Origin of the sequence: Thauera sp. 28 (genome assembly GCF_000310145.2) — a bacterium.
In the GTDB taxonomy this organism is placed as follows: Bacteria; Pseudomonadota; Gammaproteobacteria; order Burkholderiales; family Rhodocyclaceae; genus Thauera; species Thauera mechernichensis.
Window position 1 is genome coordinate 187278 of the sequence record NZ_AMXA01000001.1, and the last position, 23693, is coordinate 210970.

A 23693-nucleotide genomic window follows, 5' to 3' on the forward strand; every position below is an offset into this window, starting at 1 on the left:
CTGTCTCGACCAGATTTGCGGCGACAGCGTTGGGGCGGGCGCTGTCGTCACGATTGAAGCCCGTCCGGCACACAAGAACCCCGTCTAGGGAGAGGAGAGAACAATGTCTAGAGTTGCACTGGTAACCGGTGGTATGGGTGGTCTGGGCGAGGCGATCTGTATCAAGCTCGCGGCGCTGGGCTACAAGGTTGTGACGACGCATTCGCCGGGTAACAGCAAGGCGGCAGAGTGGCTGCAGACCATGAACAACATGGGCTACGGCTTCAAGGCCTATCCCTGCGACGTTGCCGATTTCGATTCGGCCAAGGCTTGCGTGGAGCAGGTGACTCGGGAAGTGGGACCGGTCGATGTGCTGGTGAACAATGCCGGTATCACCCGCGACATGACGTTCAAGAAGATGACCAAGGCGGACTGGGATGCGGTGATCAGCACCAACCTCGACTCGGTTTTCAACATGACCAAGCAGGTCATGGACGGCATGGTCGAGCGCAAGTGGGGGCGCGTCATCAACGTCTCCTCGGTCAACGGTCAGAAGGGGGCGTTCGGTCAAACCAACTATTCAGCTGCCAAGGCCGGCATGCACGGCTTCACGAAGGCGCTTGCGCTCGAGGTCGCACGTAACGGCGTGACCGTGAATACCATCTCGCCGGGCTACATCGGCACCAAGATGGTGATGGCCATCCCGCAGGAGATCCTCGACTCGAAGATCCTGCCGCAGATTCCCGTGTCGCGCCTTGGCAAGCCGGAAGAGATCGCCGGTCTGGTGGCCTACCTGTCGTCGGAAGAGGCGGCGTTCGTCACCGGCGCGAACATCTCGATCAACGGCGGTCAGCACATGTTCTGATTCCTGCCTGCAGGCTTGCCGAGCCGGCAGTGGAGCGCTCCTGAGGGGGCGCTTTTTTTTCGCCTCGATGCCACGTTCTATTGCGTTGCAACAAGATTTGTCAACAGTGTTTATAATGCGAACGCAAGGCAGTTGATGCGCTGCCGCAAGAAGCGCCGAATGTGATCCAGGATCCGGTCTAGCCTGGAGTGTCGGCATCTAAAATTGCTCCTGAAGGATCTCAAGATGTCCCAGAAAATCGCTCTCGTCACTGGCGCCATGGGTGGTCTTGGCACCGCGATCTGTCAATCGCTGGCCAAGGATGGCATGAAGGTTGTCGCCAACTGCCTGCCTGGCTTCGACCAGAAGGAAGGCTGGCTGGCTGCCCAACGCGACCTGGGTTTCGACTTCGTCGCGGCTGAGGGCGATGTCTCGGACTACGAGTCCTGCGCCGCCATGGTTGCCCGCATCGAGGCCGAGGTCGGCCCGATCGACGTGCTGGTCAACAACGCCGGTATCACCCGCGACAAGTTCTTCCCGAAGATGGAGAAGGGCCAGTGGGACGCGGTGATCAGCACCAACCTCAACAGCCTGTTCAACGTCACGCACCATGTGTCGGCCAAGATGGCTGAGCGTGGCTGGGGGCGCATCGTCAACATCTCCTCGGTGAACGGGGTCAAGGGCCAGGCTGGCCAGACCAACTATTCGGCAGCCAAGGCGGGTGTGCTCGGCTTCACCAAGGCGCTTGCCGCCGAGCTGGCGACCAAGGGCGTCACCGTGAATGCCGTCGCACCGGGCTACATCGGCACCGACATGGTCATGGCCATTCGCGACGACATCCGCCAAGGCATCATCGACACCGTGCCGATGAAGCGCCTCGGTCGTCCGGACGAGATTGGCGATCTGTGCGCCTACCTCGCGTCGGACAAGGCAGCCTACATCACCGGCGCCACCATCAACATCAACGGCGGCTTGCACATGTGCTGATGGCTGCATTGCAGCATGCGTGAAATCACGAAACCCCGTCGAATGGCGGGGTTTCGTTTTCGCACCGCGATATAATCGATCCCGCAACCCAGAGCGGGACGGACCGCCGTCGAGGAGATGGAGAAATGCAGGAACAGCAGCGCCTGATCAAGAAGTACCCCAATCGTCGCCTGTACGACACGCGTACGAGTTCGTACATCACGCTTTCGGACGTCAAGGAGCTCGTGCTCAACAACGAGGAGTTCCAGGTCGTCGATGCGAAGACCGGCGAGGAGCTCACGCGCAGCATCCTGCTCCAGATCATTCTCGAGGAAGAGGCGGGCGGTGCGCCCATGTTCACCAGCGACCTGCTGGCGCACATGATCCGTTTCTACGGCAACGCCATGCAAGGCATGATGGGGAAGTACCTTGAAAGCAACATCAAGGCGTTCACCGAGATGCAGGGAAAGCTTCAGGACCAGGCGCGCGCGATCTATGGCGAGAACAGCCCGGTCGGTCAGGACCTGTGGGCGCAGTTCCTCAATTTCCAGGGGCCCGCGCTGCAGAGCATGATGGGCGCCTACGTCGACCAGTCGAAGAAGATGTTCGAGCAGATGCAGAGCCAGCTCGAGAGCCAGACGCGCAACATGTTCACCGGCTTCCAGTTCCCCAATTACGTCAAACCCGGCGACGAGCGCGCCGATGCGCCCGCCGCGACCGGCAAGGGCGACGCCCACAAGTGATGCCCTGACGCGAGCGGGGCGGCTGAACCTTTCTGCCACCCCCTCGTGCCGACCCCCGGACAGGTTTCCCCACGCATGACCACTTTCAAGACCCCGAACCTGCCGCGCGTCGGCTTCGTTTCCCTCGGCTGTCCGAAGGCGACCGTCGACTCCGAGCACATCCTCACCCGATTGCGCGCCGAGGGCTACAGCATCTCCGGCACCTATGACGACGCCGACCTGGTGGTGGTCAACACCTGTGGCTTCATCGATGCCGCGGTCGAGGAGTCGCTCGATGCCATCGGTGAGGCGCTGGCCGAGAACGGCAAGGTCATCGTCACCGGCTGCCTTGGCGCCAAAGACGATGTCGTGCTGGCGGCGCATCCCCAGGTACTCGCGGTCACCGGGCCGCATGCTACCGAAGAGGTCATGCATGCGGTGCATAAGCACCTGCCCAAGCCTCATGACCCCTTCACAGATCTGGTGCCGCCGCAGGGCATTCGCCTGACGCCGCAGCATTACGCCTACCTCAAGATCTCCGAGGGCTGTAATCACCGCTGCACCTTCTGCATCATTCCGTCCATGCGTGGCGACCTGGTCAGCAGACCTATCCACGAGGTCATGCGCGAGGCCGAGGCGCTTGCCGATGCTGGCGTGAAGGAAATCCTCGTCATCTCCCAGGACACCTCCGCCTACGGCGTCGACGTCAAGTATCGGACCGGCTTCTGGGGTGGGCGGCCACTCAAGACCCGCCTTGTGGACCTGGCGCGTGCGCTGGGCGAGCTCGGCATCTGGATCCGCATGCACTACGTGTATCCGTACCCGAGCGTCGACGAGCTGATCCCGCTGATGGCCGAGGGCAAGATCCTGCCCTACCTCGACGTACCCTTCCAGCACGCCAGCCCGCGCATCCTGAAGGCGATGAAACGGCCCGCCAATGCCGAGAACGTGCTCGAGCGCGTGCGCAAGTGGCGCAGCATCTGTCCCGAACTCACTATTCGTTCGACCTTCATCACCGGTTTCCCCGGCGAGACCGAGGAAGATTTCGAGATGCTGCTCAACTTCCTTGAGGAGGCGCAGCTTGACCGCGTGGGGGCATTTGCCTATTCGCCGGTCGAGGGGGCCGCGGCAAACGAGCTGCCGGATGCCGTCCCGCACGAGGTACGCGAGGAGCGACGGGCGCGGCTGATGGACTTCCAGGAAGATATCTCCACGCAGCGCCTTGAGGCAAAGATCGACCGCGAGATGACCGTCCTTGTGGATGAGATCGAAGAGGATGGCGCGCTGGCGCGCTCGCCAGGTGACGCACCCGAGATCGACGGCCTGGTGATCATCCCCGATGCCGAAGGGCTGGAGCCGGGCGACTTCGTGCGAGTCCGCATCACGGATTGCGATGTCCATGACCTCTATGCCGAAAGGCTCGACTGACGGCGCGGCAAACGCGTTCGTCTCAGGAGCAGGGCCTTGACTCCTCCGGGGGCGTTCGCCCTGCCGCCGCAGCGTGATGGTGGCCACGAGCCGGTCATTGGCTTGGCGCTGGGCAGTGGTGCCGCGCGCGGGTGGGCGCATCTGGGGGTGTTGCGGGCGCTGGCAGAGGAGGGTATTGCGCCGCGTGTGATCAGCGGCTGCTCGATCGGCGCGCTCGTTGGTGCAGCTGCGGCTTCGGGCGACCTCGACAAGCTCACGCGCTGGGCCGAGACACTGAAGTGGCAGGACGTCGTGTCCCTGCTCGACGTGTCGCTGCGTGGTGGCCTGATCAAGGGCCAGAAGCTGATCAGTTTCTTCGAGCGCAATTTCATCGATCGCGACTTCTCCGAGCTCGATGCTCGCTTTGCCTGCGTGGCGACCGAGTTGGGTAGTGGCCGTGAAGTCTGGCTGCACGACGGCAGCGTGTCCGCAGCCGTGAGAGCATCGATTGCGTTGCCCGGGTTGATGACGCCGGTGATGTACCAGGGTCATCTGCTTGTAGATGGCGGGCTGGTCAACCCCGTGCCGGTGTCCTTGTGCAGGGCGATGGGTGCCGATGTGGTCATTGCGGTCGATCTGGGGTCGGATATGGTCGGGCGTGCGCTGCGCCGAACGGCTGCGGCGCCCGTGCCGATCGAGGAAACCGAGGCCGGCTGGACCGAGCGCCTGCTGGCCGGCCTGGGACTCTCGCGTGACGACATTGATGCCTTGTCGGCGGCAATCCCATTCGGTAGCGACAGTTCGCCTTCACTCGCTTCAGTGATCAGCTCCAGCATCAACATCATGCAGGTCCGGATCGCTCGTAGTCGCCTTGCAGGCGATCCTGCCGACGTGCTCATCTCGCCGCGCGTCGGCCAGCTCGGCCTGATGGACTACCATCGCGCCGATGAGGCAATTGCCGAAGGCGTCGCTGCCGTCGGCCGCGTGCGTACGGTGTTGCGCGAGCTCACCGGCAGGTCAGACTGAGGAGGCGGGCATGGCATCCCTGATCGAGCTCTTGCAAGGCATTGTGGGGGCGCCGAACGTCCTTACCGCGGCCGGTGACATGGCGCCGAGCCTTGCCGACTGGCGGGGGCGTTATCACGGCACCGCTCAGGCCGTCGTCCGGCCGGCCACCACCGCAGAACTCGCTGCCGTGGTGGCCGCCTGCGCGCACGCGGGCGTGCCGATGGTGCCTCAGGGCGGCAACACCGGCCTGTGTGGCGGTGCCACGCCGCTCGCCGACGGGCGTGCGGTGGTGATCGGCATGGGACGAATGAACCGTGTGCGCGCGCTCGATGTCGATAACGGCACGATCTGCGTCGAGGCCGGATGCACGCTTGCAAGCGTGCAGGCCGCTGCTGCCGCCGAAGATCTGCTGTTTCCGCTGTCACTGGCCTCTGAGGGTAGCTGCCAGATCGGCGGCAACCTGTCGACCAACGCTGGCGGCGTGCAGGTGTTGCGCTACGGCAATATGCGCGAGCTGGTGCTGGGGCTCGAGGTAGTGCTGCCTGACGGACGGATCTGGGACGGACTGCGTGGCCTGCGCAAGGACAACACTGGCTACGATCTCAAGCACCTGTTCGTGGGGGCGGAGGGTACGCTAGGCATCATCACCGCAGCAGTGCTCAAGCTGTTTCCGCTGCCGCGGGCTCGTGCCACCGCCTGGGTCGGTGTGCCCGATCCGCGCGCGGCCGTGCACCTGCTGAGGCTGATGCGCGACGCCTGCGGTGAGCGCGTGAGCGCGTTTGAGATCGTCGGTCGCAGCGCGCTTGAACTCGTACTCGCTCACATTCCCAGGGCACGTGCCCCATTGGCTCGGGGCCACGACTGGGGCGTGCTGCTGGAGTTGACCGACCCACAGCTCGATTCAGGGTTGGCGACCAAACTTGAGCAGGCGTTGGCGGTGGCGATGGCTCGTGGCCTGGTACTCGACGCCGTGCTTGCGACCTCCGAGGCGCAGGCGGCTGAGTTGTGGGTCTTGCGCGAGCAGATCTCCGAGGCACAGCGTCTGGAGGGAGTCAGCATCAAGCACGACATATCGGTGCCGGTCAGTCGCATACCGGAGTTTCTTGAGCGCACGAAGGCAGTGCTCGAGGCGCGCTACGCCGGTGTTCGTATCGTCGCCTTCGGCCATATCGGCGATGGCAACCTCCATTACAATCTATCGCAACCCCTGGTCGAGGCCAACGCGGCCTTCATAGCGCGCACGGCTGAGATCAATCGCATCGTGCATGACGAGGTTGCAGCCCTTGGCGGGTCGATCTCCGCCGAGCATGGGCTTGGCCAACTCAAGCGCGATGAGATCCTGCGCTACAAGTCTGAGGTCGAGCTCGACATGATGCGGGCGGTGAAGCGCGCGCTCGACCCACTGGGTTTGATGAATCCTGGCAAGGTCCTGTCGCTGCGTGCCTGAGCGAGAAGGGCGAGATGGGGGCAGGAATTGAAATTGTGTGACAAGGGGGTTTACAAGGTGGGGGTTAGTTCCTATAATGCGCGCTCTTCGGTGACGGGGGTATAGCTCAGCTGGGAGAGCGCTTGCATGGCATGCAAGAGGTCAGCGGTTCGATCCCGCTTACCTCCACCACAAAGAAGAATTGGTAGTACGCAGTCCCCATCGTCTAGAGGCCTAGGACACCGCCCTTTCACGGCGATAACCGGGGTTCGAATCCCCGTGGGGACGCCAGACAAGGCGCCCAGCATTGAGCTGGGGGCAAAGCCGGCAAGGCCGGTGCAGGTTAGTGCGGAGTGGTAGTTCAGTCGGTTAGAATACCGGCCTGTCACGCCGGGGGTCGCGGGTTCGAGTCCCGTCCACTCCGCCAGTTTCAACAGAGCTTTGCTCTGATGTGCAGCGAAGGTGACAATTCGATGCACTTGCGGTGAGCTTGATCAGAAGCTATAATCGCCGACTTGTTGTGGGGGTATAGCTCAGCTGGGAGAGCGCTTGCATGGCATGCAAGAGGTCAGCGGTTCGATCCCGCTTACCTCCACCAAATGGTTTTTGCAGTAGTAGGCTTGCAGTCCCCATCGTCTAGAGGCCTAGGACACCGCCCTTTCACGGCGATAACCGGGGTTCGAATCCCCGTGGGGACGCCAACATTGCAGCTTGGTCGTCATAAAGATCAATCTGCAGCTTCGTGGAAACGCGAAGTCGATCAGCGCGGAGTGGTAGTTCAGTCGGTTAGAATACCGGCCTGTCACGCCGGGGGTCGCGGGTTCGAGTCCCGTCCACTCCGCCACCAAAAAGCCCCGAGTCAGGTTTCTGACTCGGGGCTTTTTCCATTGCCCCATCCGTGCCCATCTCGCCTTTGCTTTCCCGGCTGGTGCTGGTGAGCAGAATCAGCTAAAGTTCATAACATACGCTACGGTATGGAAAAAGGGCGTGCCTGTGCGTCTGTCCGTGCGTGTCTTATAACCAGTCGGGAGAGCAAGTACGATGAGTATCACCAAGGTTGGCGTCGTTGGCGCAGGGACGATGGGCAATGGTATTGCCCAGGCCTTCGCGGTTGCAGGGATGGATGTGGTGATGATGGACGTGGCCGAGGCGCAGGTTAAGCGTGGCCTCGATACCATTGGCGCCAGTCTCGATCGCCTGGTGAAGAAGGAAAAGATGAGTGCCGAGCAGAAGGCTGCGGCAATGGCGCACATCGGCACGGCGACGGCGCTTTCCGCGTTGGCTGATTGCGACCTCGTCATCGAGGCTGCGACCGAGAACGTCAATCTCAAGCTCAAGATCTTCGCAGAGCTGGATGCGCTGACCAAACCTGAGGCCATTCTCGCCAGCAACACTTCGTCGATCTCGATCACCCGCCTTGCTGCCAGCACGCAGCGGCCGGCCCAGGTCATCGGCATGCACTTCTTCAATCCGGTGCCGATGATGGCGCTGGTAGAGCTTATCAAGGGGCTGCAGACCTCCGATGCGACTTATGAAGCCGTCGAGGCGCTTGCACAGTCGATCGGCAAGTCCCCGATCAAGGTGAAGAACAGCCCGGGTTTCGTTGTCAATCGCCTGTTGTGCCCGATGATCAACGAGGCAGTATTCGCGCTCGGCGAGGGGCTGGCGACTGCGGCAGAGATCGACGAGGCGATGAAGCTGGGCTGCAACCATCCGATCGGACCGCTCGCCCTGTGTGATCTCATCGGTCTCGATGTGGAACTGGCTGTGATGCAGGTGCTGTACGAGGGCACCAAGGATCCGAAGTATCGCCCGGCGCCGTTGTTGGTCGAGATGCTCGAGGCGGGCTATCTCGGGCGCAAGAGTGGAAAGGGCTTCTTCGACTACCCCGCGAAGTGATGCGCTCGGCGCTCCGGGGCGCAAGCCCTGGAGGAGCCGGCGGCGCCCAAATGCAAACGCCACCGTGAGGTGGCGTTTGTGTTGATGCAGAGGGCAAGTGAATCAGCCTCGGCCTGAGCGCATTGCGTCGAAGAACTCGGCGTTGCCCTTGGTGGCCTTGATCTTGTCGAGCAGGAATTCCATCGCGTCGATGTCATCCATGCCGTACAGGAGCTTGCGCAGGATCCAAACCTTCTGCAGCACGTCGGCCTTGAGCAGAAGCTCCTCGCGACGGGTGCCGGAACGGTTGACGTTGATCGCTGGATAGACCCGCTTCTCCGCCATGCGGCGGTCGAGGTGGAGCTCCATGTTGCCGGTGCCCTTGAACTCCTCGTAGATCACGTCGTCCATGCGGCTGCCGGTGTCGACCAGCGTGGTGGCGATGATGGTGAGCGAGCCGCCTTCCTCGATGTTGCGCGCGGCGCCAAAGAAGCGTTTGGGCTTCTGCAGTGCGTTGGCGTCCACGCCGCCGGTCAGTACCTTGCCCGAGGCCGGTTGCACCGTGTTGTACGCGCGTGCGAGGCGGGTGAGCGAGTCGAGCAGGATCACCACGTCGTACTTGTGCTCGGTCAGGCGCTTGGCCTTCTCGATCACCATCTCGGCGACCTGGACGTGACGGGTGGCGGGCTCGTCGAAGGTGGAGGCTACGACCTCGCCCTTCACCGAGCGCAGCATCTCGGTCACTTCCTCCGGGCGCTCGTCGATCAACAGCACGATCAGCTTTACGTCCGGGTGGTTGGCCGTGATCGCATGCGCGATGTGCTGCAGCATCACCGTCTTGCCGCTCTTGGGTGGGGCCACGAGCAGGCCGCGCTGGCCCTTGCCGATCGGCGCGATCATGTCGATCACCCGGCTGGTGATGTTCTCCTCGCCACGGACCTCACGCTCGAGCTTCAGGCACTCCTGCGGGTGCAGGGGCGTGAGATTCTCGAACAGGATCTTGCTCTTGCACTCTTCCGGCGGGCGGCCGTTGATCTTGTCGAGCTTGGTGAGCGCGAAATAGCGCTCGCCGTCCTTGGGCGTGCGGATCTCACCCTCGATCGTGTCGCCGGTGCGCAGGTTGAAGCGCCGGATCTGCGATGGCGACACATAGATGTCGTCGGTCGCAGCGAGATACGAGGTGTCCGGGGAGCGCAGGAAGCCGAAGCCGTCAGGCAGCACTTCGAGTGCGCCATCGCCACAGATCGGTTCGCCCCTGCGGGCACGGTTGCGCAGCAGCGCGAATACGAGTTCCTGCTTGCGCAGTCTGTTCGCGCCCTCGACACCGGCGTCCGTTGCCATCTGCAGCAGTTCGCTGACATGCAGGGCCTTGAGTTCGGACAGGTGCAGAGCAGGCACGTCGGGATCGCGGGGCGTGGAGTTGCCTTCCTCGCCACCGTTGTCGACGTCGAACAGATCGTTGTCGTTCTGCTGATTCTGGGGGGGATTACCGTCTCGGTTACGCGAGCCACGGCGACGGGCACGCGAGGAGCCGCGAGAGCGGGCCGGAGCCTGGTCCGGCTTAGATGTTGCTGTCAATGAAGGCGGTCAGTTGAGATTTGGAAAGGGCGCCCACTTTGGTCGCCTCGACGTTGCCGCCCTTGAACAGCATCAGCGTCGGGATACCCCGGATGCCGTACTTGGCCGGCGTTTCCTGGTTCTCGTCGATGTTGAGCTTGGCGATCTTGAGCTTGCCGGCGTAGTCCTTGGCGACGTCGTCGAGGATGGGCGCGATCATCTTGCAGGGGCCGCACCATTCGGCCCAGTAATCGACCAGCACCGGGGTCTGGGACTGCAGCACTTCGGACTCGAAGTTGCCGTCAGTCACATAGTGGATATGCTCGCTCATGATTCCTCACTTAAGGGCTAGCGGGTGTTGACGAAAGCCGATGACTTCGTTGTGTTGTGATGCTTGTATGGGGCTTGCTGCTGGACGCCGCGCTCGACGATTGCCTCCCGAGCCGTTGTGCGGTAGGGGTGGGCTGGACTACGGGGCGCGGTTGGCGGAAGGGGAAGCCTTCCGGAAAGGAAGCTTGGCGAAACTTATGCGAAGGTTCGGCGGCCGTCAAGCGTGATTGATGGCTGACCAATAAACTGAGCGCCGAGGCGTGGCAAAAAAACAATGGGCTGGACTATATTCACGTCCTGCGCCTCGTCGATGGGTGGTCTGGGCGCCTGACAAACGGAGATCCTGCGATGACCTACGTCGTCACCGAAAGCTGCATTCGCTGTAAATATACCGACTGTGTGGACGTGTGTCCGGTCGATTGCTTCCGCGAGGGGCCCAACTTCCTCGTCATTGATCCCGAGGAGTGCATCGACTGTACGCTCTGCGTGGCCGAGTGCCCGGTGGAAGCGATCTATGCAGAGGACGATGTGCCTGCGGATCAGCAGCACTTCATTGCGCTGAATGCGGAGCTGTCCAGGCAGTGGAAGCCGATCGTCGAGCGCAAGGATCCCTTGCCCGATGCTGAGGACTGGGCGAAGGTCAAGGGTAAGCTCGACGAGCTTGTGCGCTGATTGCACCCATCGGCGTGCATGGCGGCTATGCGCTGCCGCATCGATGCACTAATATGGCGCAGACTTGACACTGAAACCGACGAGGTTCGGAGAACGACATGCTGGTGAGCGAGATCCTGGCGATCAAGGGCAAGGTGCTTTTCACCATTTCCCCGAAGAAGAGCATTGCAGAAGCCGTAGAGATCATGAACGAGCAGGACGTGGGCTCGCTCGTCGTGTTCTCGCGTGGCGAAATGGTGGGCATGCTGACCTTCCGTCAGGTCCTCCAGGCCGTGCAGAAGGGCGGCGCTGACTGGCAGGCTCTGTGCGTCGAGGACGTGATGTTGAGAGATCCGCTCGCTGCTTCGCCAAACATGGAGATGGACGAGCTCAGGCGCCTCATGGTTGAGCATCACCAGCGTTATCTGCCGGTCATGGAAGATCATACGCTGCTGGGTGTCGTCAGTTTTCATGATGTGGCCAAGGCGGTGCTCGAAGAGCAGAGCTTCGAGAACCGAATGCTCAAGAACTACATCAGGAATTGGCCTGAGGCCGAACAGGAGGAGCGCTGAACAGACGCTGGAGTAGCGACTCCGGCTTGTGGCGACCGTGTCGCCACGCCTCCGTGACGAATCTGTTTTCGTCCGATTGACGCCCAACCCAAAATAATCGGGCGCGATCAAGTTGGAATTGCGGGGCTGCCCTCACGGGTTGACCCGACGCCTCGGGAGGGCGGGGCCGAACGGCAATCATGCGGTTCGGCAGTTTCCAGCAACAGGAGGAGGTAGCGTGGAAAAAATCTGGCTGAAGAGCTATCCCGCGGGCGTACCGGCCGAAATTGACGTCGACCAGTTCCGCTCGCTCGGTGATCTGTTCGAGAAGAGCGTCGCGCAGTTTTCGCAGCGTGATGCCTTCTACTGCATGGGGAAGACGATCACCTATGCCGAACTCGACGCCCTGAGTGCGCGCTTCGGCGCTTTTCTTCAGGGGGAGTTGGGGCTCGCAAAGGGAGCTCGTGTCGCCCTGATGATGCCGAATGTGCTGCAGTACCCGGTAGCGCTCTATGGTGCGCTGAGAGCCGGCTACACAGTCGTCAATGTCAATCCTCTTTATACGGCGCGCGAGCTCGAGCACCAACTCAAGGATGCGGGCGTCGAGGCGATCGTGATCCTCGAGAACTTTGCCCATACGCTGCAAAGCGTCATCGGCAAGCTCTCCCTCCGTCATGTGGTCGTCACCAGTCTTGGCGAGCTGCTCGGCTTCCCGAAAGGGGCGATCGTCGACTTCGTCGTGCGCCGGATACGCAAGATGGTGCCTGCGTGGTCCTTGCCCGGCAGCGTACGCTTCTCGGACGCGTTGCAGCGCGGTGCCCGCCATGCCTTGAAGCCGGTCGATGTGGGACATGAAGACATTGCCTTCTTGCAGTACACCGGCGGTACGACCGGCATGGCCAAGGGGGCGGTGCTGACGCATCGCAACATCATTGCCAACATGCAGCAGGCGCATGCGTGGATCAGGCCGGTGGTGCGCGAGGGCCAGGAGATCATCATCACCGCGCTGCCGCTGTATCACATCTTCTCGCTTACCGCGAACTGCCTGACCTTTTTCAAGGTGGGCGCGACGAACATCCTGATCACCAATCCACGTGACATTCCGGGCTTCGTCAAGGAGCTTGCGAAGCATCGCTTCACGGCGATCACCGGCGTGAACACCTTGTTCAATGCCTTGCTGAACAACCCCGATTTTGCCAAGCTCGATTTCTCTTCGCTTCATGTGTCCCTGGGCGGAGGAATGGCGGTGCAGCAAGCGGTTGCCGAGCGCTGGAAGAAGGTGACCGGCGTGGCTTTGGTCGAGGCGTATGGGCTGACCGAGACGTCTCCGGCGGTTACTCTCAATCCGCTTGATCTCAAGGAGTTCAACCACGCGATCGGCTTGCCGATCTCATCGACCGACATCAGTATCCGTGATGACGATGGGGTCGAGCAGCCAGTCGGGCAGCGTGGAGAGCTTTGCGTGCGTGGGCCTCAGGTCATGCGAGGTTACTGGAATCGCCCTGAAGAGACGGCGAGAGTATTCACGTCTGACGGCTATCTGCGCACGGGTGACATTGCGGTCATCGATGCAGCGGGTTTCATCACGCTGGTCGACCGCAAGAAGGACATGATCCTGGTCTCGGGCTTCAATGTGTATCCGAACGAGGTCGAGGATGTCGTTGCCAGTCATCCGGGCGTGCTCGAGGTGGCCGCTGTTGGTGTTCCCGACGAGCGCAGCGGCGAAGCAGTGAAGGTGTTCGTGGTGCGCAAGGACCCCGCGCTCACCGCCGAGGCGCTGATTGCGCATTGTCGCAAGGAGTTGACCGGCTACAAGGTGCCGCACCATGTCGAGTTCCGCGACGAACTGCCCAAGAGCAACGTGGGCAAGATCTTGCGCCGGGAGCTGCGTGGGGCTGCCTGATGGTTGCGTGCGCGTCGGGGCTGGTTGGGCTGGTTGGGCCGGCTTGATCAGTCCTCCCGCCAGGGCGCAGAGGGCTGCCAATCGAAAAAGTCTCTTGTGCAATGCGGCGATTAGTCATTAGAATCGGCCGCAGTCTGCAAAGAGACGTTCCGAGTTCAAGTCGATAATCCGTAATGACCCTGTCCGCCCGTTTCCTCGCTGTCGTCGTAGTACGCGTAGTAAGCGTAGGACAACGCGCGTCGTAACGGGACAGAACACTCCAGCAGCAAGATTCCAAACCCCCGTCGGCGCGCAAGGCCGGCGGGGGTTTTGTTTTTTTGGCTCGTCGGTCTGGCTGTCGAATCCGCAACGAAGGAGAGCAACATGATTCAACTTACCGGCGCGCAACTTATCGTGCGTCTTCTCGAGCGTCAGGGCGTGCGTACCGTCGCTGGCGTGCCAGGCGGCGCGATCCTGCCGTTCTACGACGCCTTGTCGTCCAGTGAGCTGATCCGTCACGTGCTTGCCCGCCACGAGCAGGGTGCGGGCTTCATGGCCCAGGGCATGGCACGCGTGAGCGGCGTGCCCCAGGTGTGCATCGCCTCCAGTGGCCCGGGTGCGACCAATCTGGTCACCGCCATCGCCGACGCTTGCCTGGACTCCATCCCGATGGTGGTCATCACCGGCCAGGTGCCGCAGGCCATGATCGGCACGGATGCGTTCCAGGAAGTGGATATCTATGGCATCACGGTGCCGATCACCAAGCACAACTTCCTTGTGCGTTCGGCACAAGAGTTGCTGGAGGTCGTCCCTGATGCCTTCCGCATCGCCATGTCCGGCCGTCCCGGTCCGGTGCTGATTGATGTGCCCAAGGACGTGCAGAACCAGCTCATCAGCATCGAGGAGCTGCCTCCGCCAGCGGTGCCCGACCCCACGCCCGCGCTCGACGTCGCTGCCATCGAAGAGGCAGCGCGCATGATCAACGGTGCGCAGCGGCCGGTGCTCTATCTCGGTGGCGGCGTGGTGCACTCGGGTGCGGCGCCGCTTGCGGTCCAGCTGGCCGAGCGCGCCGGGCTGCCGACCACGATGACCTTGATGGCTCTTGGCGCAATGCCGATGGATCACCACCTGTCGATCGGCATGCTCGGCATGCATGGCGCGCGCTACACCAATTTCGTGCTCGAGGAAGCCGATGTGCTGATCTGCGTCGGCGCCCGCTTCGACGATCGCGCGATTGGCAAGGCGGCGCAGTTCTGCCCGAGGGCCAGCATCGTTCATATCGATGTCGACCGCTCCGAGCTGCACAAGATCAAGAATGCCCATGTCGCCATCCATGCCGATGTGAATGTGGCCCTGGCGGCGCTTCTGCCGCGCATCGATCCGATCATCCGGGAGGCCTGGCTGTCGAAGGTCGCGGACCTGAAGACGCGCTTCCCGATGCAACTCCCCGGCATCGAGGATCCGCGCAGCCACTACGGGCTTATCCAGGCCGTGGCCGATGCGCTCGATGACGAGGCGGTGATCGCCACCGACGTCGGCCAGCACCAGATGTGGGTTGCGCAGGCCTATCCCTTCCGTCGTCCGCGCCAGTGGCTCACCTCCGGTGGCCTGGGCACGATGGGCTTCGGCATGCCGACGGCGATCGGTGCGGCGCTTGCCGAGCCGGAGCGCACCGTGGTGTGCTTCTCGGGCGATGGCAGCTTCAAGATGAACATCCAGGAGCTCGCGACGCTGGCCGAGGAAGGCCTGAACGTCAAGATCGTGCTCATGAACAACAATGCGCTCGGCCTGGTGTACCAGCAGCAGACGCTGTTCTACGGCAAGCGCCTGTTCGCCTCGAAGTACCGCACCGAGCCCGATTTCGTGAAGATCGCTGAAGGCTTCGGCGTGCCTGCGGTGGATCTGGACAAGGCCGAAGATCCGCGTATGGCGCTTGCCGAAGCCCTGCGTGCTCCGGGTCCGTGCCTGATCCATGCGACGATCGACCGCGAACAATTTGTCTATCCCATGGTGCCGCCCGGTGCGGCCAACACCGAGATGATCGGAGGCTGATGATGATCGAACAGGTTGCCGACCCGCTGCCGCAGACGAGCTGCGCCAAGGTCGTTCTCGAAATTGATGTGAACAACCACCCCGGGGTGATGAGCCACATCTGCAATCTATTTGCGCGCAGGGCGTTCAACGTCGAGGGCATCCTGTGCATGCCGGTATCGGACGGCAAGCGCTCGCGTATCTGGCTGCTGGTGTTCGACGACCAGCGCCTGGAGCAGATGGTGCGCCAGGTCGAGAAGCTCGAAGACGTGCTGGCGGTACGCCGGCACGGCGCCGAGCACGAGGTCTTCGAGCGTCTGGAGAGCTTCTTCCACTGATCGCCCGAGCGCCGGTGCGTGGCACCGCTGCGGTCATCGGCCCGGCGGCGCAGAGGGGATGGGCTTGCGTGCTAGACTCACGCCCCATCCCCTTTTCCATGATGCAACCAGTCGCGCTGCAGCCGTGGCCTCTGCGGTCAGGTGCGGCGCTTACGAGAGGCGAATCCTTCCATGTCCGGCAACACCTTCGGCACGCTCTTCACCGTCACGTCCTTTGGCGAATCGCATGGCCCGGCCATCGGCTGCGTGGTTGACGGGTGTCCGCCGGGGCTCGCGCTCAGCGAGGCCGATATCCAGGCCGAACTCGATCGCCGCAAGCCGGGTACTTCGCGCCACGTTACCCAGCGCCGCGAGCCCGACACCGTGGAGATCCTGTCGGGTGTGTTCGAGGGCGTGACCACCGGCACGCCGATCGCGTTACTCATCCGCAACCAGGACCAGCGCAGCAAGGACTACGGCAACATCGCCGATACCTTCCGCCCCGGGCATGCGGACTATGCCTATCTGCAGAAATACGGCCTGCGCGATCACCGCGGCGGCGGACGTTCGTCGGCGCGTGAGACTGCGGTGCGCGTCGCGGCGGGCGCGATCGCGCGCAAGTGGCTGCAGGAACGCTACGGTATCGTCATCCGTGCCTGCATGACCGCGCTCGGGCCTATCGAGATTCCCTTCGTGTCCTGGGACGAGGTCGATGGCAATCCCTTCTTCGCTCCCAATGCCGCCATCGTGCCGCAACTCGAGGCCTACATGGACGAGCTGCGCAAGTCGGGCGATTCAATTGGTGCGCGCATCGATGTGGTCGCCAGCGGCGTGCCCGTGGGGTGGGGCGAGCCGGTCTACGGCCGCCTGGACGCCGACATCGCCTATGCGATGATGGGCATCAATGCCGTCAAGGGCGTCGAGATTGGTGCTGGCTTTGCCTCAGTCGCCCAGCGTGGCACCGAGCACGGTGACGAGATGACGCCCGAGGGCTTCCTGTCCAACCACGCCGGCGGCGTGCTGGGGGGCATCTCCACCGGCCAGGACGTCATTGCCAGCATCGCGATCAAGCCGACCTCGAGCATCCGCCTCGACCGCCGCTCCATCGACCGCGCCGGCAACCCGGTCATCGTCAATACGCACGGGCGCCACGATCCCTGTGTCGGTATCCGCGCCACGCCGATCGCCGAGTCGATGCTCGCGCTGGTTCTGATCGACCACGCGCTGCGCCACCGCGCGCAGTGCGGCGACGTCAGTACCGACACGCCGCGGATTGCCGCACTCGCGCCCCAGGGGCACCAGCGCCTGCCTTCGCCGCGCTGACGCGCGGCTGTTGCGGACTTCGTCGGCATGGTCCCTTACTGGCGCCTGTCCGCCTACTATTTCTTCTACTTCGCCTTCGTCGGCGCGTTCTCGCCTTACTTCACGCTCTACCTGCAGTCGGTCAGCCTGTCGGCCACGGACATCGCCATCCTGATGTCGCTGACGCAGCTGATGCGGGTGCTGGCGCCGAACCTGTGGGGCTGGCTCGCCGAAAAGCTTGGCGCACGCGTTGCCATCGTGCGCCTGTCGGCGATCGCGGCACTGGCGGGGTTCGCTGGCTTCTTCCTCACCACCGAGTTCACCGGCCTGTTCGCGGCCATGGCGCTGATGGCCTTCTTCTGGAGCGCGGCGCTGCCGCTGGTGGAGGGCCTGACCTTCTCCCACCTCGGCACGGCTGCGCACCGCTATGGCAGCATCCGTGTGTGGGGATCGGTCGGCTTCATCGCAGCCGTGCTCGGGCTCGGCTACCTGCTCGACCATCTGCCGATCGATGCCGTGCTGTGGGTGACCGCAGCCATCCTCGCCGGCATCCTCGTGTGCGCTTTGGTGGTGCCGGAGGCTGCGCGCGCTCCCGAGCCGCGCGCGGCGGCCAGCATGGGCGAGACCCTGCGCCGGCCCGAGGTGCGTGCGCTGCTCGGCGCCTGTTTCCTGATGTCCGCTGCGCACGGCGCGCTCTACGTGTTCTACTCGATCTTCCTGGTCGAGCATGGCTATGACACATCCCTGGTGGGCTGGATGTGGACGCTGGGTGTGCTTGCCGAGATTGTCGTCTTCATGCTGATGCCGCGTCTGGTGCGCTACGTCCGGCTGCGAACGATCCTGCTCTTTGCCTTTGCCTGTGCGGTGCTGCGCTTTGCGATGATCGGCTGGGGGGCGGACAGCCTCGCTCTGCTGGTACTCGCCCAGCTGTTGCACGGTGCCACCTTCGGCGCCTACCACGCGGCAGCGATCGCCGTGGTGAACCTCTGGTTCCCGGGACGGCTCCAATCGCGTGGGCAGGCCTTGTACGGCAGCATCTCCTTCGGTGCCGGCGGCATGCTCGGTGGCCTGCTGAGCGGTTACACCTGGGAAACGCTGGGTGCGGCCTGGACCTATACGATGGGCTCGGTGTTCGCGTTGGCTGGCCTGGTCTGGCTGCTGGCTGGCTGGCGGGTAGCTGCCGATGCGGACGAAGGACGAGCGGGTTGAGGAGCTTGGAACGATGAAGGGACTTGTGAGGGGCGTTTTGCCCGTGGTCATCGTGGCGACGATGACGGTTGCGTGTCAGACGGTGCAAACCACGGGCGGCGGCGCCGTGGGTGTGCAACGCTCGCAAATGATGATGGTGTCCGCCAAGGAGGTCGAGCAGGCTTCGCGGCAGCAGTACCAGCAGATGCTTGCCGAGGCGAGGCAGAAGAATGCGCTCAATCGTGATCCGGCCATGGTCCAGCGCGTGCGCACCATCGTCGCACGACTGACTGCGCAGACGGGCGTATTCCGCGCCGATGCGCCGGCGTGGCAGTGGGAGGTGAATGTGTTCTCCTCCAACGAGCTCAACGCCTGGTGCATGGCGGGCGGCAAGATGGCCATCTACACCGGTTTGATCGAGCGCTTGAGGCTGACTGATGACGAGATCGCCGCCGTGATGGGGCACGAGATCGCGCATGCGCTGCGCGAGCATTCCCGCGAGCAGGTGTCGAAATCGATGGCCACCGGGCTGGGGGTCTCAGTGGCTGGTGCCCTGCTTGGCGTCGGCCAGGTTGGGCAGGATCTGATGAGCACGGTGGCAAAAGTGACCTTCGAGCTCCCCAACTCGCGCGAGCATGAGATCGAGGCCGACCGAATCGGCGTCGAGCTTGCCGCGCGCGCGGGCTACGACCCGCGTGCCGCGGTGAGCTTGTGGAACAAGATGTCGACCCAGTCGGCTGGGGCACCGCCGCAGTGGTTGTCGACCCACCCCTCGCACGCCAGTCGCCAGCGCGACCTGGCTGAGTACGCCGCCCGCGTCATGCCGCTGTACCAGGCTGCGCGGCGCTGAGCCCGATGGCGCTGAGTCGGGCGGCTGTTCAGTTTCGCAGCCTTTGTGAAATAATCGATATTTTTCTTGACGCGGAATCCCCGGGATGCAAGCTCAAACCTTGTACGAAAAGCTCTGGTCCAGTCACGTCGTCCATCAGGAGGCTGACGGTACGGCGCTGATCTACATCGATCGCCACCTTGTCCATGAGGTGACTAGCCCGCAGGCTTTCGAAGGCCTCAAGCTGGCCGGGCGCACGCCATGGCGGATCAGCTCGATCGTGGCCACGGCGGACCACAACACGCCGACCGACCATTGGGATCTGGGCATCCAGGATCCGGTGTCGCGCCAGCAGGTCGAGACGCTCGATGCCAACATTCGCGAGGTGGGCTCGCTTGCCTACTTCCCATTCAAGGACGAGCGCCAGGGCATCGTGCACGTGATCGGGCCCGAGAACGGCGCTACGCTGCCTGGCATGACCGTGGTGTGCGGCGACTCGCACACCTCCACGCATGGCGCTTTCGGCTGTCTGGCGCACGGCATCGGCACCTCCGAGGTCGAGCATGTCATGGCCACCCAATGCCTGCTGCAGAAGAAGTCGAAGACCATGCTGGTCAGGGTCGACGGCCAACTTGGCGCCGGTGTCACGGCCAAGGACGTGGTGCTCGCCATCATCGGCAAGATCGGCACGGCCGGTGGCACCGGCTACGCGATGGAGTTCGGCGGCAGTGCGATTCGTGCTTTGTCGATGGAAGGCCGCATGACGATCTGCAACATGGCGATCGAGGCGGGCGCGCGCGCCGGCATGGTCGGCGTGGACGAAACCACCATCGACTACCTCAAGGACCGTCCGTTCTCGCCCAAGGGCGAGGCCTGGGACAAGGCGGTCGATTACTGGCGCAGTCTGCACAGCGACGAGGGCGCGGAGTTCGACAAGGTCGTCGAGCTCAAGGCCGAGGACATCCTGCCGCAGGTGACCTGGGGTACCTCGCCCGAGATGGTCACCACAGTCGATGGCTGCGTGCCGGATCCCGCTGCGGTTGCAGACCCCGTACGCCGCGAGGGTGTCGAGCGCGCGCTCAAGTACATGGGGCTGGAGGCCAACACCCCGATCACCGAGATCAAGGTCGACCAGGTCTTCATCGGCTCTTGCACCAATTCGCGCATCGAGGATCTGCGCGAGGCCGCTGCGGTTGCCAAGGGGCGCACGAAGGCCGCCAACGTCAAGCGCGTGCTGGTGGTGCCGGGCTCCGGTCTGGTCAAGCGTCAGGCCGAAGCCGAGGGTTTGCACGAGGTCTTCCTCGCCGCTGGTTTCGAGTGGCGCGAGCCGGGCTGTTCGATGTGCCTGGCGATGAACGCCGACCGCCTCGAGCCGGGCGAGCGTTGTGCCTCGACCTCGAACCGTAACTTCGAGGGCCGCCAGGGCGCAGGCGGGCGCACCCATCTCGTGAGCCCGGCCATGGCCGCTGCCGCCGCGGTGACCGGCCACTTCACCGACGTGCGCACGCTCGCCTGAGCGCGCGCTTCCCGAGGAGCGTTTCCGATGAAGAGAACCATCGCAAGCCTCTGCGCCGCCGTGTTCGCCGTGCTTGCGCTCGGCGCCTGCAACACCGTGCAGGGCATCGGCAAGGACATCGAAAAGGGTGGCGAGGCCATCCAGAGGGCAGTCAAATAATGAAGCCGTTTACCACGCTCGACGGTCTGGTTGCGCCGCTCGACCGCGCCAACGTCGACACCGACGCGATCATCCCCAAGCAGTTCCTGAAGTCGATCAAGCGCAGCGGCTTCGGCCCCAACGCTTTCGACGAGTGGCGCTATCTCGATGTCGGCCAGCCCGGCCAGGACAACAGCAAGCGCCCGCTCAACCCCGACTTCGTGCTCAACCAGGCGCGTTACACGGGCGCGCAGATCCTGCTCACGCGCGACAATTTCGGTTGCGGCAGTTCGCGCGAGCACGCCCCCTGGGCGCTCGAGGACTATGGCTTCCGCGTCCTGATCGGGCCGAGCTTCGCGGACATCTTCTTCAACAACAGCTTCAAGAACGGCCTGCTGCCGATCAAACTCGACGCCGCCGAGGTCGACGAGCTGTTCCGCCAGTGCGAGGCCGCTGAAGGGTATCGTCTTCGTGTCGATCTGGCCGCCCAGACGATCACCCGCCCGGATGGCAAGTCGATCGCCTTCGACATCGACCCCTTCCGCAAGGAATGCCTGCTCAACGGCTGGGACGACATCGGTCTGACCCTGCGTCATGCCGACAAGATCCGCGCCTTCGAAGACAAGCGCCGTACCGAACATCCCTATTACTTTGCCTGAGCGTGCGGCTTCGAAGCTGCAGCGCTTAGTGAAACCAAGGAAAACACTTCGATGAAGATTTGCGTGCTGCCGGGTGACGGCATCGGTCCCGAAATCATGGCGCAGGCCGTGCGCGTGCTGAAGGCGCTCGACCTCAAGATGGAGATGGAAGAGGCGCTGATCGGCGGTTGCGCGGTCGATGCCACCGCAAACCCCTATCCGGAAGCCACGCAAAAGCTCGCGCGCGCGGCCGATGCGCTGCTGCTCGGCGCAGTCGGTGGTCCGAAGTGGGATACGCTGCCGCGCGACCAGCGCCCGGAGCGCGGCCTGCTGGGCATCCGCAAGGACCTCGGGCTGTTCGCCAACCTGCGCCCGGCGATTCTGTACCCCGAACTCGCCAATGCCTCCTCGCTCAAGCCCGAGATCGTTGCTGGCTTGGACATCCTGATCGTACGCGAGCTGACGGGCGACATCTACTTCGGCCAGCCGCGCGGCATCGAGGTGCGCGAGGTCGAGGGCACGCAGCAGCGCGTGGGCTGGAACACCATGATCTATGCCGAGTACGAGATCCGCCGCATCCTCAAGGTGGCCTTCGAGGCGGCGCAGAAGCGTGGCAAGCGCCTGTGCTCTGTCGACAAGATGAATGTGCTCGAGACGACACAGCTGTGGCGCGATATCGCCGAGGAGCTCGCCAAGGACTACCCGGACGTCGAGCTCAGCCACATGCTGGTCGACAACGCTGCCATGCAGCTCGTGCGTGCGCCCAAGCAATTCGACGTGATGGTCACCGGCAACATGTTCGGCGACATCCTGTCGGATGAAGCCTCGATGCTCACCGGCTCGATCGGCATGCTGCCCTCCGCCTCGCTCGACGCCAACAACAAGGGCCTGTACGAACCCTCGCACGGTTCCGCGCCGGATATCGCCGGCAAGGACCTTGCCAACCCGCTCGCCACCATCCTGTCGGCGGCGATGATGCTGCGCTATACCTTCAATCAGGAGGAGTCTGCCCGGCGAGTCGAGAGTGCGGTCAAGAAGGTGCTCGCCCAAGGTTATCGTACCGGCGACATCCATGAACCGGGTACGAAGCGGGTCGGCACGCGCGAGATGGGCGACGCGGTGCTCGCTGCGCTGTAAGCTGTTGCTTCGCGGTTGGATTTCAGAAAACGTCTTAGCTGAGAGTGATGAACATGAATCGAGTTGGTCTGGTTGGCTGGCGCGGCATGGTGGGTTCCGTGCTGATGCAGCGCATGGTGGAAGAGGGCGACTTCGCCTTCATCGAGCCGGTTTATTTCTCCACCTCCAACGCTGGCGGCAAGGCGCCGTCCTTCGGCGGCAAGGAGGCGGCTGCGCCGCTGCAGGACGCGACCGACATCGACGCGCTCAAGGCCTGCGACATCGTGATCACCTGCCAGGGCGGCGATTACACCAAGGACGTTTTCCCCAGGCTGCGCGCCACGGGCTGGAATGGCCACTGGATCGATGCGGCCTCCGCGCTGCGCATGAATGACGACGCGGTGATCATTCTCGACCCGGTCAACCGCAACGTCATCGATGCTGCACTTGCCAAGGGCGGGCGCAACTGGATCGGCGGCAACTGCACCGTATCGTTGATGCTGATGGGCCTGGGCGGCCTGTTCAAGCATGGTCTGGTGGAGTGGATCTCGGCGATGACCTACCAGGCGGCCTCGGGTGCCGGCGCGCAGAACATGCGCGAACTCATCAGCCAGATGGGCACCATTCATGACTCGGTCAAGGATCTGCTCGCCGATCCGGCCTCGGCCATCCTCGAGATCGACCGCAAGGTCGCCGAGACCATGCGCTCGGACGCTTTCCCCAAGAAGAACTTCCGCAATACCCCGCTCGCCGGTAGCCTGATCCCCTGGATCGATGTACCGGTCGAGCATGGCCAGAGCAAGGAAGAGTGGAAGGGCGGCGCCGAGTGCAACAAGATCCTGGGCAATCCGGCCTTCCGCAGCCCGGGCTCGATCCCGATCGACGGCCTGTGCGTGCGCATCGGCGCGATGCGCTGCCATTCGCAGGCACTGACCATCAAGCTCAAGAAGGACGTGCCGCTCGACGAGATTACCGACATCATCGCGGGTGCCAACCCGTGGGTGAAGGTGGTGCCCAACGATCGCGAGACCACCGAGCGCGAGCTCACCCCGACCGCCGTCACCGGTACGCTGGGCATTCCGGTCGGCCGCCTGCACAAGATGGCGATGGGGCCCGAGTACCTTGGCGCCTTCACTGTTGGCGACCAGTTGCTGTGGGGCGCGGCAGAGCCGCTGCGCCGCATGCTGCGCATCCTGCTCGAGCGTTAAGATTTGCTCGTCAGTGACGTTAAGAAAGGGGGCGCTTGCCCCCTTTTTGTTTGTGAGGGGGCGCGGGAATGAGGTATTCGGTCACGTCTGTTTCGTCGAAGTGCGGCCCCGGCATGCGGGAAGTCGCGGAAAATGCTAAATTCCTAGGCAATTCCATGGCGCTATTGACCGTCGACTTCAGCTTCGGGGGAAACGCGGTTTGAAACACA

The 23693-nt window shown here is 63.2% G+C and carries 22 protein-coding genes and 6 tRNA genes; 26 read left to right on the plus strand and 2 right to left on the minus strand.

Annotation, left to right across the window (positions count from 1 at the left end; genetic code table 11):
- Positions 1-103: 103 nt before the first annotated feature.
- The 13 genes from phbB (at position 104) to C662_RS00905 (ending at position 8251) form a co-directional block, all read left to right on the plus strand.
- Positions 104-844, plus strand: coding sequence for an acetoacetyl-CoA reductase (phbB, locus tag C662_RS00845; RefSeq protein WP_002923756.1), 741 nt, complete (start codon positions 104-106; stop codon positions 842-844).
- A gap of 225 nt (positions 845-1069) precedes the next feature.
- On the plus strand, positions 1070-1810 hold the full coding sequence (locus tag C662_RS00850; RefSeq protein ID WP_002923757.1) for a beta-ketoacyl-ACP reductase: 741 nt from the start codon (positions 1070-1072) through the stop codon (positions 1808-1810).
- 125 nt (positions 1811-1935) lie between these two features.
- Positions 1936-2532, plus strand: a complete 597-nt coding sequence (gene phaR, locus C662_RS00855) for a polyhydroxyalkanoate synthesis repressor PhaR (protein ID WP_002923758.1) — start codon at positions 1936-1938, stop codon at positions 2530-2532.
- Between the two features lie 75 nt (positions 2533-2607).
- Entirely contained in the window at positions 2608-3939 is a 1332-nt protein-coding gene (gene rimO / locus C662_RS00860; RefSeq protein ID WP_002923760.1) for a 30S ribosomal protein S12 methylthiotransferase RimO, read from the plus strand.
- Positions 3940-3975: 36 nt separating this feature from the next.
- The gene (rssA, locus tag C662_RS00865; protein WP_002923761.1) at positions 3976-4944 is read left to right on the plus strand and encodes a patatin-like phospholipase RssA; all 969 of its coding nucleotides are present in this window, start codon (positions 3976-3978) and stop codon (positions 4942-4944) included.
- A gap of 10 nt (positions 4945-4954) precedes the next feature.
- Complete coding sequence (locus C662_RS00870) at positions 4955-6373, plus strand: FAD-binding oxidoreductase (protein WP_002923763.1); 1419 nt, start codon at positions 4955-4957, stop codon at positions 6371-6373.
- Positions 6374-6468: 95 nt separating this feature from the next.
- Positions 6469-6544, plus strand: a tRNA-Ala gene (locus tag C662_RS00875).
- 23 nt (positions 6545-6567) lie between these two features.
- Positions 6568-6643: transfer RNA gene (locus tag C662_RS00880), tRNA-Glu, on the plus strand.
- 59 nt (positions 6644-6702) lie between these two features.
- A tRNA-Asp gene (locus tag C662_RS00885) sits at positions 6703-6779 on the plus strand.
- Positions 6780-6874: 95 nt separating this feature from the next.
- Positions 6875-6950: transfer RNA gene (locus C662_RS00890), tRNA-Ala, on the plus strand.
- 27 nt (positions 6951-6977) lie between these two features.
- Positions 6978-7053 (plus strand) — tRNA-Glu (locus C662_RS00895).
- 66 nt (positions 7054-7119) lie between these two features.
- A tRNA-Asp gene (locus C662_RS00900) sits at positions 7120-7196 on the plus strand.
- Between the two features lie 197 nt (positions 7197-7393).
- A complete protein-coding gene (locus C662_RS00905; protein ID WP_002923764.1) occupies positions 7394-8251 on the plus strand; it encodes a 3-hydroxybutyryl-CoA dehydrogenase in 858 nt (285 codons plus the stop codon).
- 102 nt (positions 8252-8353) lie between these two features.
- On the opposite strand, the gene rho is transcribed toward C662_RS00905, so the two are convergent.
- Both rho and trxA read right to left on the minus strand, forming a co-directional pair.
- The gene (gene rho, locus C662_RS00910) at positions 8354-9619 is read right to left on the minus strand and encodes a transcription termination factor Rho (protein ID WP_157354431.1); all 1266 of its coding nucleotides are present in this window, start codon (positions 9617-9619) and stop codon (positions 8354-8356) included.
- 172 nt (positions 9620-9791) lie between these two features.
- Positions 9792-10118 carry a thioredoxin TrxA gene (gene trxA / locus C662_RS00915; RefSeq protein ID WP_002923767.1) on the minus strand — a complete coding sequence of 109 codons (327 nt, stop codon included), beginning with the start codon at positions 10116-10118 and terminating at the stop codon, positions 9792-9794.
- 347 nt (positions 10119-10465) lie between these two features.
- On the opposite strand from trxA, the gene fdxA reads away from it, so the two are divergent.
- The 13 genes from fdxA (at position 10466) to asd (ending at position 23484) form a co-directional block, all read left to right on the plus strand.
- Entirely contained in the window at positions 10466-10789 is a 324-nt protein-coding gene (gene fdxA / locus C662_RS00920) for a ferredoxin FdxA (RefSeq protein ID WP_002923768.1), read from the plus strand.
- 98 nt (positions 10790-10887) lie between these two features.
- The gene (locus C662_RS00925) at positions 10888-11340 is read left to right on the plus strand and encodes a CBS domain-containing protein (RefSeq protein ID WP_002923770.1); all 453 of its coding nucleotides are present in this window, start codon (positions 10888-10890) and stop codon (positions 11338-11340) included.
- A gap of 217 nt (positions 11341-11557) precedes the next feature.
- Entirely contained in the window at positions 11558-13222 is a 1665-nt protein-coding gene (locus C662_RS00930) for a long-chain-fatty-acid--CoA ligase (RefSeq protein ID WP_002923771.1), read from the plus strand.
- 363 nt (positions 13223-13585) lie between these two features.
- The gene (ilvB, locus tag C662_RS00935; protein ID WP_002923772.1) at positions 13586-15253 is read left to right on the plus strand and encodes an acetolactate synthase large subunit; all 1668 of its coding nucleotides are present in this window, start codon (positions 13586-13588) and stop codon (positions 15251-15253) included.
- Complete coding sequence (ilvN, locus tag C662_RS00940; protein WP_002923773.1) at positions 15253-15570, plus strand: acetolactate synthase small subunit; 318 nt, start codon at positions 15253-15255, stop codon at positions 15568-15570. Before ilvB ends, ilvN begins: the two co-directional genes overlap by 1 nt.
- 171 nt (positions 15571-15741) lie before the next feature.
- Positions 15742-16872 (plus strand): chorismate synthase, encoded by a 1131-nt coding sequence (aroC, locus tag C662_RS00945; protein ID WP_002923774.1) that lies wholly within the window; start codon positions 15742-15744, stop codon positions 16870-16872.
- A 27-nt stretch (positions 16873-16899) separates the two neighbouring features.
- Positions 16900-18060: an MFS transporter gene (locus tag C662_RS00950; protein WP_002923775.1), complete on the plus strand. Its 1161-nt coding sequence runs from the start codon at positions 16900-16902 to the stop codon at positions 18058-18060.
- Positions 18061-18073: 13 nt separating this feature from the next.
- Positions 18074-18889, plus strand: coding sequence for a M48 family metallopeptidase (locus C662_RS00955; protein ID WP_002923776.1), 816 nt, complete (start codon positions 18074-18076; stop codon positions 18887-18889).
- Positions 18890-18974: 85 nt separating this feature from the next.
- The gene (leuC, locus tag C662_RS00960; protein WP_002923778.1) at positions 18975-20384 is read left to right on the plus strand and encodes a 3-isopropylmalate dehydratase large subunit; all 1410 of its coding nucleotides are present in this window, start codon (positions 18975-18977) and stop codon (positions 20382-20384) included.
- A gap of 27 nt (positions 20385-20411) precedes the next feature.
- Positions 20412-20543: an entericidin A/B family lipoprotein gene (locus C662_RS00965; protein ID WP_002923779.1), complete on the plus strand. Its 132-nt coding sequence runs from the start codon at positions 20412-20414 to the stop codon at positions 20541-20543.
- Positions 20543-21181, plus strand: coding sequence for a 3-isopropylmalate dehydratase small subunit (gene leuD, locus C662_RS00970; protein ID WP_002923781.1), 639 nt, complete (start codon positions 20543-20545; stop codon positions 21179-21181). Before C662_RS00965 ends, leuD begins: the two co-directional genes overlap by 1 nt.
- Before the next feature lie 51 nt (positions 21182-21232).
- Positions 21233-22297, plus strand: a complete 1065-nt coding sequence (leuB, locus tag C662_RS00975; RefSeq protein WP_002923782.1) for a 3-isopropylmalate dehydrogenase — start codon at positions 21233-21235, stop codon at positions 22295-22297.
- A gap of 53 nt (positions 22298-22350) precedes the next feature.
- Entirely contained in the window at positions 22351-23484 is a 1134-nt protein-coding gene (gene asd, locus C662_RS00980) for an aspartate-semialdehyde dehydrogenase (protein WP_002923783.1), read from the plus strand.
- Positions 23485-23693 lie beyond the last annotated feature (209 nt).